Annotated in this window: 14 protein-coding genes and 1 other RNA gene; 9 read left to right on the plus strand and 6 right to left on the minus strand. The window is 37.2% G+C overall.

Annotated elements, in window-relative coordinates; all coding sequences use genetic code 11:
* The 3 genes from P9E47_RS06840 to ssrS all read left to right on the plus strand — a co-directional run.
* Window positions 1–180: copper amine oxidase N-terminal domain-containing protein (locus tag P9E47_RS06840; protein WP_326162935.1), on the plus strand; the 180-nt coding region annotated here is incomplete at its 5' end.
* A gap of 126 nt (window positions 181–306) precedes the next feature.
* On the plus strand, window positions 307–450 hold the full coding sequence (locus tag P9E47_RS06845) for a hypothetical protein (RefSeq protein WP_169315878.1): 144 nt from the start codon (window positions 307–309) through the stop codon (window positions 448–450).
* Between the two features lie 58 nt (window positions 451–508).
* A non-coding RNA gene (gene ssrS, locus P9E47_RS06850) (6S RNA) lies at window positions 509–697 on the plus strand.
* Between the two features lie 46 nt (window positions 698–743).
* Here the strand turns inward: ssrS and P9E47_RS06855 are convergent.
* The gene (locus P9E47_RS06855) at window positions 744–872 is read right to left on the minus strand and encodes a hypothetical protein (RefSeq protein WP_003332654.1); all 129 of its coding nucleotides are present in this window, start codon (window positions 870–872) and stop codon (window positions 744–746) included.
* A gap of 104 nt (window positions 873–976) precedes the next feature.
* On the opposite strand from P9E47_RS06855, the gene P9E47_RS06860 reads away from it, so the two are divergent.
* Together P9E47_RS06860 and P9E47_RS06865 are read left to right on the plus strand one after the other, a co-directional pair.
* Entirely contained in the window at window positions 977–1,438 is a 462-nt protein-coding gene (locus tag P9E47_RS06860) for a divergent PAP2 family protein (protein ID WP_003332656.1), read from the plus strand.
* A gap of 77 nt (window positions 1,439–1,515) precedes the next feature.
* A complete protein-coding gene (locus tag P9E47_RS06865) occupies window positions 1,516–1,785 on the plus strand; it encodes a DUF6123 family protein (protein ID WP_003332657.1) in 270 nt (89 codons plus the stop codon).
* 41 nt (window positions 1,786–1,826) lie between these two features.
* Here P9E47_RS06865 and ilvB read toward each other — a convergent pair whose 3' ends face one another.
* Window positions 1,827–3,527 (minus strand): biosynthetic-type acetolactate synthase large subunit, encoded by a 1,701-nt coding sequence (ilvB, locus tag P9E47_RS06870; RefSeq protein WP_326162936.1) that lies wholly within the window; start codon window positions 3,525–3,527, stop codon window positions 1,827–1,829.
* Window positions 3,528–3,924: 397 nt separating this feature from the next.
* The gene (locus P9E47_RS06875) at window positions 3,925–4,854 is read right to left on the minus strand and encodes a DMT family transporter (RefSeq protein WP_326162939.1); all 930 of its coding nucleotides are present in this window, start codon (window positions 4,852–4,854) and stop codon (window positions 3,925–3,927) included.
* 141 nt (window positions 4,855–4,995) lie between these two features.
* Here P9E47_RS06875 and P9E47_RS06880 point away from each other — a divergent pair, with 141 nt between their 5' ends.
* Together P9E47_RS06880 and P9E47_RS06885 are read left to right on the plus strand one after the other, a co-directional pair.
* Entirely contained in the window at window positions 4,996–5,658 is a 663-nt protein-coding gene (locus P9E47_RS06880) for a ribonuclease H family protein (RefSeq protein WP_003332660.1), read from the plus strand.
* Between the two features lie 17 nt (window positions 5,659–5,675).
* The gene (locus P9E47_RS06885) at window positions 5,676–5,852 is read left to right on the plus strand and encodes a zinc-finger domain-containing protein (protein WP_003332661.1); all 177 of its coding nucleotides are present in this window, start codon (window positions 5,676–5,678) and stop codon (window positions 5,850–5,852) included.
* Between the two features lie 81 nt (window positions 5,853–5,933).
* Here the strand turns inward: P9E47_RS06885 and P9E47_RS06890 are convergent, their stop codons facing one another.
* Window positions 5,934–6,182 carry a DUF2564 family protein gene (locus P9E47_RS06890; protein ID WP_003332662.1) on the minus strand — a complete coding sequence of 83 codons (249 nt, stop codon included), beginning with the start codon at window positions 6,180–6,182 and terminating at the stop codon, window positions 5,934–5,936.
* 140 nt (window positions 6,183–6,322) lie between these two features.
* Window positions 6,323–6,523 carry a cold-shock protein CspD gene (gene cspD / locus P9E47_RS06895; protein WP_003332663.1) on the minus strand — a complete coding sequence of 67 codons (201 nt, stop codon included), beginning with the start codon at window positions 6,521–6,523 and terminating at the stop codon, window positions 6,323–6,325.
* A gap of 243 nt (window positions 6,524–6,766) precedes the next feature.
* Between cspD and P9E47_RS06900 the strand changes: the two genes are divergently transcribed.
* Entirely contained in the window at window positions 6,767–9,058 is a 2,292-nt protein-coding gene (locus tag P9E47_RS06900) for a YcdB/YcdC domain-containing protein (RefSeq protein ID WP_003332665.1), read from the plus strand.
* A gap of 64 nt (window positions 9,059–9,122) precedes the next feature.
* Here the strand turns inward: P9E47_RS06900 and P9E47_RS06905 are convergent, their stop codons facing one another.
* A complete protein-coding gene (locus P9E47_RS06905; RefSeq protein ID WP_003332667.1) occupies window positions 9,123–10,538 on the minus strand; it encodes a LysM peptidoglycan-binding domain-containing protein in 1,416 nt (471 codons plus the stop codon).
* A 160-nt stretch (window positions 10,539–10,698) separates the two neighbouring features.
* Between P9E47_RS06905 and P9E47_RS06910 the strand changes: the two genes are divergently transcribed.
* Window positions 10,699–12,846 (plus strand): type IA DNA topoisomerase, encoded by a 2,148-nt coding sequence (locus tag P9E47_RS06910; RefSeq protein WP_326162941.1) that lies wholly within the window; start codon window positions 10,699–10,701, stop codon window positions 12,844–12,846.
* Window positions 12,847–12,856: the final 10 nt, after the last annotated feature.

Here is a 12,856-nt window from a genome sequence, read left to right on the forward strand (position 1 = left end):
CAAGTCGCTCAATTAACAATTGGCAGCAACATCTTAACACTGAACGGTGCTAAAATCACAATGGATACAAAAGCAAAAGTAGTAAATGGCCGTACCGTTCTTCCATTACGTGCTGTAGCAACAGCATTAGGTGCAAACGTAGCTTGGAACGAAGCTGACCAAACTGTAACTGTTAAATAATAATAAATATTAATGTGTTAAAGAGTCCAGTTATACTGGGCTCTTGTTGTTATGATTTCCCACCACTAAGATTATTGTAAAAATCAAATACTAATTTTGACCGATAATTTTTAGGAGGTATCCACAATGGGCAGATCCAAAAACGCAAACCCTAATGCAATGAGAAATAACAATGCCAAGAGGATGGAAGAACGATCACGAATTGCAAAATTTGCGTCCTATGCAGAGCAGGAAATAGATAAGTTAGAAAGCCATCAGATTAAGAAATAACTGCATACATTGGCAATGAAACGTATTTGCAATATGGAATAGTGTTCGTTATAATAAAGATAACCTACGATGTTGGTGACTCTACTGTGTCTAAAACCGATGCTATTTATAAGGGAGTTCTACATTTTGACCAGGACGTCAAGCCTTGTCCATGACGACATGAGGAAGATGAAACGGTTAATGCGAACACCCACCTGCGAGAGCGGGTTTTTTTAGACATACTGAGCACGGCATATGTGGGGGATAATGATAAAGAACGAAACCTCGGCTTATTAGCCGAGGTTTTTTTGTGGTTAAATTTTCGTATTACTTTTCTTTGCTTTTTGTTCTAGTTGTGATTTAGGGTTTGTGGCAGATCCCTCTGGGTGACCTTGTTTATTTACAGATGGTGCAAATTTTCCACGGTTTGCGTCTTTTGTCATTGCTTTTTCCTCCTATATTTGAATTTTACCTTCAATATTTTCTCCCGAATTGACCCATAATATTAAAAAACATTGCTTAAGTCTAATTGGAGGTGGATTCATTTATGAATAGAGGGATTACGACTGCCCTTTTGTCGATTGGGCTGGCACAGTTTTTAAAGATCCCAATCCAAAAAGTGCGTACAGGGAAATGGGATTGGGGTGTGTTTTTTGAAACGGGAGGTATGCCAAGCTCCCACTCAGCTGGTGTTTCCTCATTAGCAACCTTCATTGCGCTAAAACGAGGTATATCAACTATTGACTTTGCGCTATCAACGATTTTTGGATTAATTGTCATGTATGATGCCCAAGGTGTCCGTAGGCAAACGGGGGAGTTATCGATTAGGGTAAATGATCTTTATGAAGACCTTGACCGTTTAGAAAAACAGCAGAAGAGGGCTGAACTCCATGAAGAAAAAGAAGAAAAGATAAAAGAGGTGTTAGGTCATCAGCCTCAAGAAGTACTTGGTGGTGCCTTATTGGGTGTTGCAACAGGGGCGCTTAGTTATCGGATTTCAAAAAAATGATGAACAAAAAACATAGATGATTTGTCCGATTTTCGGTATTATTAGAAGTATCAGTTAAAAAAGAGGAGAACGTTGGTATGCTAGCAGCTTCAACAAGCGACTACTTAAACCATTTGCAAACAAAAGGTTTTTCTTTTCGCGAAGATACACTTGGATTTATTGAATTTGGGAAAATATATACAGCATCATCAGATAAATTAGTAAATCTGGCCATTGAAATTACACTAAAAGCACAGTATGAATTTGATGGTAGTTTTTATATTGCCATTTTAGAAATGTTCAAGGCACATAATATAAAAAGTAAAAAAGCCGCCTATAAATTGATAAAAGAACGAAATATTTTATAAGAAATAAACCCCTTGAAAAGTTTTCGAGGGGTTTTTAACACTTATCTTGATAAAATTACCTCATCATTTCCGGCTCCAGGCGGTACCATTGGATAAACATTTTCTTCTTCAACAATATCAAACTCAAGTAGTGTAGGGCCTTCATGTTTAAATGCTTTTTTAATGATACCCTGTGCTTCTTCCGCATTTTTCGCTTTAAATCCAGGAACACCATAGGCTTCTGCAAGTTTTGCGAAATCGGGTGATGATATTTTTACTGAAGAATATCGGCGGTCATAAAATAATTCCTGCCATTGACGAACCATTCCTAAATAGCCGTTATTTAGGACAATTATTTTAATTGGCAGTTTATAAAAAGCAGCCGTACTTAATTCCTGTAAATTCATTTGGAAGCTCCCATCTCCAGTAACACAAATGATTGGATGGGCACTATTTGCAACAGCAGCACCAATCGCTGCCGGGAAGCCGTATCCCATTGTTCCCAAACCACCTGAGGATAAGAACGTACGTGGCTTTGTAAATTTATAATTGTGAGCCGTAAATATTTGATGCTGACCAACATCTGTAACAACAATGCTATCAACATCTGAGTATTGGTCAACAAGCTGCAGTACCTCTTGTGGTTTAAGGACGCTGTTTACTTTATCAAAACGAGGCACCGTTCTTTTGAAATTAGTAACTTCTGCAACCCATTCAGCACAGTTTTCAGTAATTTCTTTTTCATTTATTAGTTGGTTTAATTCTGATAAAAAGGCATTAATATCTGCAACAACTGGTATATCAATTGGTACAATTTTATTTATTTCTGATGGATCTACGTCAACTTGGATTTTAAGTGATTTCGGAGAGAAATGGCTCATCTTTCCGGTAACACGATCACTAAAACGAACACCAAGGCAAAGTAATAAATCGCAGTTGTGAACGGCCTTATTGGAGGCAAATGTACCATGCATACCTAACATTCCTAAATGAAGACTATGCTTGCTATCAAATGAGCCAATACCCATTAAAGTACTAACAACAGGAATTTTTGTTTTTTCAACAAATTTCGTTAGGAGGGCGGAAGCATCAGAAATAACAACTCCACCACCAACTAAAATGACAGGTTTTTTTGACTCAGAAAGTGCTTGTAAAACATACTTAATAGCATTTTTGCTTACTGCTTTTTCTGTTTTTTTCTGTTCAACAACGGTTGGGGTTAAGTCATAGGAAATATTTTCAGTGCCTGCCATTAACAAGTTAGCTGGAACTTCAATAACAACGGGACCTGGTCTACCACCTTCGGAGATAACTTTAGCCTTTTCAATTGCTCCAGGTAATTTTTCTAAATTCCCAACTCTAATATAATGTTTTGTTATCGGAATCGTTAATCCACTCACATCAACTTCTTGGAAAGAGTCTTTGCCAATTTTCTCAGATTCAATTTGACAAACGATAACTACCATTGGAACTGAATCACTGAAGGCTGTTGCAATACCGGTAACCGCATTTGTCACTCCGGGACCTGCTCCAATTAAAGCAAAGCCAGCTTTTCCACATGCTCTCCCATATCCATCTGCTGCATGAACGGCAGCTTGCTCATGCTTCATTAGAAAAAATGAAATATCTTTATTTTCGTCTAGCTTATCAAAAACGGGTAATAGAACCTCCCCATGACATCCAAAGAGTTTGTGTCCGCCTTGTTGTGCAATAGATTTAAGGAGAAGGCTTGCTCCAGTAAATCCCTGCTTTGTAAAATACATTTGCCATACAGCTCCCTTATAATTATGTCTGTTTTTTAACAATTTTAAATAAACTGACAGGAGTTGTATGTGATAATTGTCATAGTTGTGTGAATTGAAAGATGCGGAGGAAGTGCAGAAAAGTTATCTGCCACCAAAAGGAGGTAAAGTGAAGTTTGGTGAGGATAAAAGCAGGTTATCTACTACCAAAGGTAAGTAGAGTGGAATTTGGTGAGGATAAAAGCAGGTTATCTACTACCAAAAGTGAGTAGAGTGGAATTTGGTGAGGATAAATCCAGATTATTTACCATCAAAAGTAAACAGAGCGCAATTTGGTGAGGATAAAACAAACCACCATCAAAAGGGAGGATACCCCAGTTTGATGGTGGATAACAAAAGGATCCCACATAATAAGCATTTATTTTGCCTCATAACTCCGCTTATTCTTCACTAACCCATCAAAAACCTTTTGCGGGAGCTCTGCTAAAATCATACCAATAAAGATCAACAAACAGCCAAGTAAGGCTTTACTTCCAAGTCGTTCATTTGCCCAAAAAAAGCCTGTAATAGCTGCAAACACGGGCTCCATTGCAAAAATCAGGGCAACACGAGTTGGTGTCGTAAACTTTTGAAAGTTTGTTTGCGCTAAAAAAGCTAAGGCTGTAGCAAAAATAGAGCATATAATAAGCGCGAGAAAAACATTAGCATTTCCCATAACCTCTGAATCAAACACTCGCTGCCAATCCTCAAAAAGTACAGCGGAAATACTGCTAAGCACTGATACTGTAAAAATCTGGACGATGGTCAACAATAGAGTGGAATACAATGGTGTATATTTTCCGGTTACTACAATGTGAGCCGCAAAAGAAATCGCACAAAAAAACACTAATATATCTCCAAAATTAAGTGCTAAACTGTCTCCTAATGTTAATAAATATAAACCAATCGTGGCTACTCCAACACCGAAGATAGCAAATCGTTTTGGTGTTTCCTTTAAAAATAAAAACCCAAATAAAGGAACTAATACTACACTTAATCCGGTTATAAAGCCCGCTTTAGAGGAAGTTGTATGTAAAAGTCCAAATGTTTGTAAAGCGTATGCAGTAAATAGCCATGTCCCCATAATTACACCGGATAATAAAAGCTTTTTGTTCATCATTGATAATATATTTCGCTTAAAAACAAAAAGCCAGGCAATTAGAAATAAACCTGCAAGGCCAAAGCGGACGCCATTAAATGTAAATGGTTCAAGAAGGGCAACGGCATTCTGAACGAGTACAAACGTTGAACCCCAAATAAAAGTAACCAATAATAAACTAACATCAGCGATTACTTGTTGTCTTTTCATTGGATGAGTCTCCTTACTTATTTAAAATCAATAACTGTTATTCTATCATAATTTTCAAAAATTAGTTAACAAAATATGATACGTTTGAAATGGAAGCGAATATGATAAAATAAGCCTAAACTGTCGAAAGGGGATTAAGATGTGAAAGTATCAATTCATTGGACATATAAGCATCCAAAGGGGAGACAGATTGAACTTACTTCGGATTTTTTACCGGCGAATGAAGCGCTTTTTCTTGTCGAAGATTTTGAAAAGACCAGCAGGGTAAAAGATATAGTATTTTATGATACATCAGATCAATCATGGTCGAAAAAAGAATTACAGCAGTACGTAAAAGGAATTGAGACGGAGCCACATGATATTGTAGCCTTTTTTGATGGGGGATATGATATAGATACTAGAAAAGCCGGCTTAGGAGTTTCTATATATTTTACGCAAAATAATAAACAATATCGGGTACGGAAAAACAGTTCATTTGATGAGCTGGAGTCTAATAATGAGGCGGAGTATGCAGCGTTTTGGCTATTATTGCAGGAGTTGGAGAATTTAGGTGTTCACCATATTGAAGTGACGTTTAAAGGGGATTCACAGGTTGTTTTAAATCAATTAAGTGGAGATTGGCCGGTGTATGAAGATGAATTCATCCGCTGGATTGACCGAATTGAGGATAAAATGAAAAAGCTTGGAATCAAACCAATTTATGAGCCGATTTCAAGGAAATTAAATAAAGAATGTGATCAACTAGCGTTACAAGCATTAAATGGAATTGATATTGACAGCCGTATAGAACTGCAAAATGGGTAATAAATAGGGGTGATTAGGTGGATAGAAAGCAGGTTATTGAAAAAGTTGGCTCTCTTTTAGATACATATTGCAACGGATGTTTTTTGATCCATCATCACCGAAAGGAATATGGAAAAAAGTATGCGCAAAGCTTTTGTATTAAAAACTGTACGGTAGGGATCGAGCTTCAAAAATATGGTAGAGAGCTTTCTTGAACTAAAGGAATGAAAAGAAAAAGCTGATTAGTTTAACCATCTAGGTTCTAATCAGCTTTTTCGATAAAACTAAAATAAATTTTAACGTTTTGCTTCTTTTAATTGCTCTTCACAATCTTGCAAGAGCGACTCTTGTTCGTTTAAAAATTCATTATCAACTCCAGTTGCGTTATTAAGAGCATTTTGCAACTGACCTCGGGCAGCATTTATGGCATCTGTTGCAGCTTGAAGCTGCCCCGGTTCCATACTCATCGTTGCAGAACCGACCATTTTTTGGGCTGCTTCGATTGAAAGTTCAACCTGTTTTAGATCATTAAAAGGTTCACCCATATGTATTCCTCCTCATAGAAGTTCTATATATAGAGTTTGTAGGTAACGTGAATTTCATTCATAAATTATTGAAACAAAAAAAGACCACCCAAAGGTAGTCTTTTTATTTATAGGTTTATTCATTAATGTTAGGGTTCAAATTAAGCTTTGTTTACGTTAGCTGCTTGAGGACCACGAGCACCTTCAACGATTTCGAAAGTTACTTCTTGACCTTCTTCTAAAGTTTTGAAACCTTCAGATTGGATTGCTGAGAAGTGTACGAATACATCGTCTCCACCTTCTACTTCGATGAATCCAAATCCTTTTTCTGCGTTAAACCATTTTACTTTACCGTTTTGCATATTTAATCCTCCTAAAAAATCCTGCACGAAAGTGCTCGAAAATATATATCAACTACACTTTATGTAAGTTGATTAGTACTAATATAGCATTTACCCATGAAGAAAACAAGACAATAAAAAAATATTAGAAAAATTTTTTGGTAAAAAATTTTTTTGAATTATTTTCTTTCGAATGAAACTTTATCCAAATGAATACGTCTAAATAGTATGAAGAAAAAAACTTGTCTAAGGAGGGCATTGGGTATGAAGAAGAAAGCTATTATATTTAGCTGTTTGTTAGTTTTACCGCAAATTGCTGCAGTCCCATTTGCGAGCGCGGAATCAGCCGTAATGAAACAAAATCCCGAAGTTGTATCATCAGCTGCTGTTAAAACAATGGCTGCACAGGATCAAACGGTTTCAGCAAAAATTTCTAAAGAACAGGCAATTGAAATTGCAAAAAACTTTACGACAGTACCGAAGGATTATACACAACAATCAGTAAGTTATCAAAGCAATTGGTATCCAGGGAATCGTACAATCTGGAATATAAATTGGAATCGGCAAACTGAGAATGGTTATGGAAATATCGGTGTAACGGTGGATGCTGAAAATGGTACGGTAATTTCAATGAACCGCTGGGAGGATACATACAATCAACAGCCATCCTATCCTCCAAAATACAATTGGGAAAGTGCAAAGAAGATTGCCGAGCAATTTTTGCAAGATAAAGCCCCACAAAAAGCTAATGTTGTAGAATTAGATACTACTAATCTATCTAATCAAAAACCACCTTTACATGGAAATGCAAACTATTACTACTCATTTATGCGTGTGGAAAATAATATTTCATTCCAGGATCAGTATATTTCAGTCGTTGTTGATGGAAATGGAGAGGTAGTTGGCTACGATTATCGTTGGAATGACGATGTTAAAATTCCGCCAACTTCAGGCATGATGTCTCAAGCAGACGCTGAGAAAAAAATGAAGGACAGCATGGAGATTCAATTAAAATATCAAACTATCTATAACTATCAAGTTCGTACTGACAATCAAGGTACAGTTAAATTGGCCTATGATAACCGCTTTAATTATCCATATATTGATGCAAAAACGGGAAAATGGCTCGATTATAGTGGGAAGCCAATCGAAATGAAGGATTATGCTGCAAAACTTGAACCACTGTCACCTAATAAACCAACACAGACTGCACCAGCAAATAAAGATTTAACACAGGAACAGGCAATTGATATAGCGAAAGAACAATTTAACATTCCTGCTGATGCAACCTTGGAGAATATTTACTTTAATGATGTTGATCAATATCAAAAATATCCGGTTTGGAATTTGAATTGGAGGACTGGGCAAACTTGGATTAATGTATCCGTTAATGGTAAAACGGGTCAAATTACCAATTACTATAAAGAAGATCCAAGCAGATATCAGCCATTAAGTGAAGACCAAACAGTCAAGCAGGTTGTGAATTATGAACAAGCTCTCGAAAAAGCTAAGGAAACACTAAAAACATTTGCACCAACAGAGCTTCATGCGGTAACATTCGACCCGATTCGTAATCCTAAGCCTGAAAATCCTGAGAAAATGAAAGAGTTTTACTTTACTTTCCATCGTCTTGTTGACGGTATTATTGTCGAGGATCAGTTTATGAGTGTGACCATCTCAACGGAAACTGGCGAAGTCTTCCAATATTATCAAAGCTGGGATCCACAGGCAAAGTTCCCGGATACAAAAAATGTAGTTTCAGCTGAAAAAGCGAAAGAAGTATATTTTGACAACTTCACGATTGTTCCGAAATATTTGTATATTGAAAATGTAGATTATTCAACATCAAGACCAATTTACAAGGCCCCGGAAGTAAAAGTGGTATATCATTTAGCAATGAAACCGCAGGATCAAGCTATTTACCTTGATGCTGTAAAAGGAAAGTGGGTCTCAATGGAGACCGGTGAACCAATTCGCGGAAAAGTTGACGTGAAAGATATTAAAGGACATCCAAATGAAAAAGCACTACAACTATTAATTGACTACTATGCGATTGATGTTGACGATGCCGGCCTCGTTAAACCAAATGAAGAGATAACTAGAGGCGAAATGGTTAAAATGATGATGCTTGTAACAAATCCAGACCCATATTATTATAAAATGAACTATATGAGCGGGGACAGACCAGCCACATTTGCTGATGTGCAAAGCAATTCACCTTATTTTGCTTATGTTGAATCAGCAGTTCAGCAGGGCTTACTAGATAAGTCAAAAGGTGAGTTCAAACCAAATGAAACGGTCACTCGTGAAGAATTAGCTGAAATGATTGTAAAATCAATGAGATTAGAAAAGCTGGCAGAAGTTCCAAACTTATTTAATATTACCTTTACTGATGCAAATAAAATTAATAATAAAGGCCATGCTGCCATTGTTCATCATTTGGGCATCATGCCGGCAAAAAATAATAATTTTGAACCGGCTCAAAAAGTGACACGTGGTGCCGGTGCGCAAGTGTTTTATCAATTTTTACAAGAGCGTGGGAAATACAGTCGTTAATGAAATTTCCTGAACTAAGAAAGGGGCTACCTCTAACAAACGGAGTAGCCTCTTTCAAATGATTTCATATTAATTTTTTTACATTAAAGTTATCCTCTAATAATGCCCAATTTTGTGGGTAGGCGTAGCCTAATGCCCAGTAACTAACACCGCGTAGATTAAATTCCTTGACTAAATCAAATTTTGCTTGGGCGCTGCGTGCATCTTCAAACCAAACTTCATGCTCTTTACCTTCATTATCTACATATCGGAAATGTGGGGATTGTGTCGCTTCATCGTAATGGATCGTGGCATTGTGTGTTACGGCTAGCCTTACCGCTTCTTGGACACCGAAGGTTCTAGCGGATTGACCTTTCACATGTGGCAGCACCCAATCGCGGGCATAGATTTGGAATCCTAAGAAAATTTTTTCCGGAGGCATCACGCTTGCGGCATATTGGATGACGCGCCTCATTTGGTTAATTGGTGAAATTGCTTGTGGCGGGCCAAGTCGGTAACCCCATTCATAGGTCATTAAAACGACAAAATCAGCGATTCGTCCATGGGCAGCATAATCATGTGCTGTGTAAAGCAGCCCTGATTGAGCAGCACTCGTTTTTGGTGCAAGTGCACTGGAGACAAAATAGCCCTTCGGATGTAGGCGATCGACTGCCATCTGCATAAAACGATTGTAATTTTCTCGATCCTCTGGTAAAACATTTTCGAAATCGACATTTAAACCGCGATATCCTTTTTCATCCATAACTTTAATGGCATTTGTTAGGACCTTTTCACTTAATTCCTGGCTCGCTAAAATCTTATTTGCTAAATTGGAACCAAGTGAAGTCGACGTGAAGTTCGTAATCGACATCATTGGAACGACATTATTTGCATAAGCGGCAGAAATGGCTAACCGGTCTGGGAAGGGCTCTAACGTTCCGTCTTCTTTAATCATATAAGCAAATGGACTTAGATAGGTTAGATGACGGCCAACTTCATTAATCGAATTCGCAGCAGCCTGTTCACTTCCTTGGTACGTATAAGCATTAACCTCGATTGTTGGTTTTGGTCTAGGAATGATTAAATGGGTACCAACATGAATTAAATTCGGGTCTTGAATATGATTTTCGCGGACAATCGCTTGAACAGTAGTGCCAAAGCGTCTTGCAATGATTGATAGTGTATCACCTGATTGAACAACATAGGTAAGTGGTGGGATGATCAATTTGGTCCCGGGATATAGAAGATTAGGATTCGTAAGTTGGTTAGCTTGAATAATTGAATTTGTTGTGACACCGTATTTCTGTGCAATGGACCATAATGTTTCTCCCGATTTAATTACATGAGTTGTGCCGGATACGGGAATAATCAAGGATTGGCCGATCACAAGTTGATTTGGAAATTGCAGTCCGTTGATTTCTACAATTGAATTTATATTCACGTTGTAACGACTAGCAATTTGCCAAAGCGTATCTCCGCTTCTTACAACATGTATAAGCAACTTTATCTCCTCCAACATGATTCAATAATGTACTATATATGCAATAGTTGTGATTGTGTGTTTTGTCTATATTGAAAAAAACTCACTTTAAAGTCAATTAGAGAATATTAATTATGCTATAATTTAATTCGAGTCAGGTAAATAAGGAGTTGGCTAATGAATGGTTGCCGTCATTTTAACTGAAAAGCCATCGGTTGCTAAAAATATTGCTGATGCACTAAAAATAAAAGGAAAACAAGATGGATATTATGAGGGTAATGGCTATTGTATAACATGGGCATTTGGGCATCTTTTACAGCTCTATGATGCGAAGGATTATGAGCCTTCAATGAAAAGCTGGAAAATGGAGAAATTTCCTTTTATCCCGGATTCGTTCCGCTACAAAGTAAAATCCAGCCCAAAGAACCGTGACTTTAAGGATGCCGGTGCTGAAAAGCAGTTAAAAACAATCTATCGCTTAATGAAACGACCCGATGTCGACACGATTATTTCCGCTTGCGACTATGATCGTGAAGGGCAAATTATCGGAGATACAATTATTTATAATTTGAAGGTAAATAAGCCGGTATTTAGGCTCCTTCTTAACGAATGGACACCGGATGAAGTGCTGAAAGGTCTGGATTCACTTAAATCTAATGAAGAGTTAAGACCGCTTCAAGATGCTGGTATAAGTAGACAATGGTCTGACTGGGTCATCGGCATTAATCTTACATCTGTTGCCACATTAAAGTATCAAAAAGGGAAAGGACAAGCCCTTAATATTGGAAGAGTGCTTTTACCAACCCTAAAGATCATTTATGACCGTGATCAGGAAATCAAAAACTTTAAGCCGGAAAATTACTACAAATTGAATGCTACTTTTCAAACCTCTAACAACGAAAGTTATGATGCTGTTTATCAAGAGGATAAGGAAGAAAAATTTAAAGATCCTACTCACTTAGAGAAGATTCAGCAGGCTTTAGCAGGGAAAAAGGGTCAAGTTCTCGATAAACAAGTGGAGCATAAAAAAGAATATCCCCCTTACCTTTTTAATCTTTCAAATCTCCAAGGAACGATTACAAGCAAATACAAAGGTTGGACGTCAGATAAGGTATTAAAAGTTGCACAAAGCTTGTATGAGAAAAAATTCATTACATATCCACGTACAGCAAGCGTTGTGTTAGAGGAAAGTTTAGTGGGTAGGGCTGCCAAGGTTTTGGAAGGTTTAAAACAAGGCCATCCGTTCGCAAATGAAATTAATTTTTCAAAACTAAAGCGGGTATTTGATAACTCAAAGGTTGAAAGCCATAGTGCGATTATTCCAACCTATTTAAAACCCAAGTCACTAACAAGTGATGAAGAAATTGTTTATTCAGCGATTAAAAATCGATTTATTGCCCAATTTATGCCGATTGCTGAATATGAGGAAACGAAAATTACAACGGGTGTTGATGGTGTTCCAGGTTTTTTTCATTCGCAAGGAAAGGTGCAGCTCATAGAAGGCTGGAAAAAAGTTGAAAAAATAGAATCGAAAGATACAATTTTACCGTTTGTAGAAGTGAATGAAATGGTTGCGATCGAAAAGCATGAACTGACTTCTCACGTAACGAAACCTCCCAAACACCATACCGAAAAAACACTACTCCGTGTCATGGAAACATGCGGGAAGAACTTTAAAGAAGAAGACAATGAGGAAATGCTTGTTTCGATTTTGAGTGGATTCAGTATTGGAACTCCAGCTACAAGAGCTGAAACAATAAAAAAACTGAAGGATGTAGGATATATTACAACTCAAAATAAAAACCTGCTCTGCACAGAGCTTGGTGAAAAATTAGTAGAAACGTTTCCGATTAAAGATCTTTTTGATCTTGAATTCACTGGCCGTATAGAAAAAACGCTGGCAGATATTGAAAAACGAAAATATCGGAAAGATGATTTTCTAAAGGTAATCTTTAATTTTACGGTAGATTCTGTGTTGAAAATAAAGGCGGACCAAGAAGTGACGATCCATGAAGTGGAGACAGCGAAAAAATCAGTAGAAGTTTTAGGTAAATGCCCGTTATGCGGTCATGCAGTAATTGAAGGCCAAAAGGGCTTTGGCTGCAGCAATTGGAAAAATGGCTGTAAATTTGTGATTTGGAAGAATGATAAGTTTTTGGCTTCGATGAAAAAGAAGCCAACGAAGTCGATGGTTAAATCTCTCCTGAAAAATGGCGTTGCACAGGTAAAAGGATTAACAAGTAAGAATGGCAATAAGTTTGACGCCAATCTTCGTTATGTGAAAAATCCTGATAATGAATATTTTAGCTGGAAGATGGAGTTTAACTGATAACTTGGGG

This window comes from Schinkia azotoformans, from assembly GCF_035811335.1.
Classification (GTDB): Bacteria; Bacillota; Bacilli; order Bacillales; family Bacillaceae_J; genus Schinkia; species Schinkia azotoformans.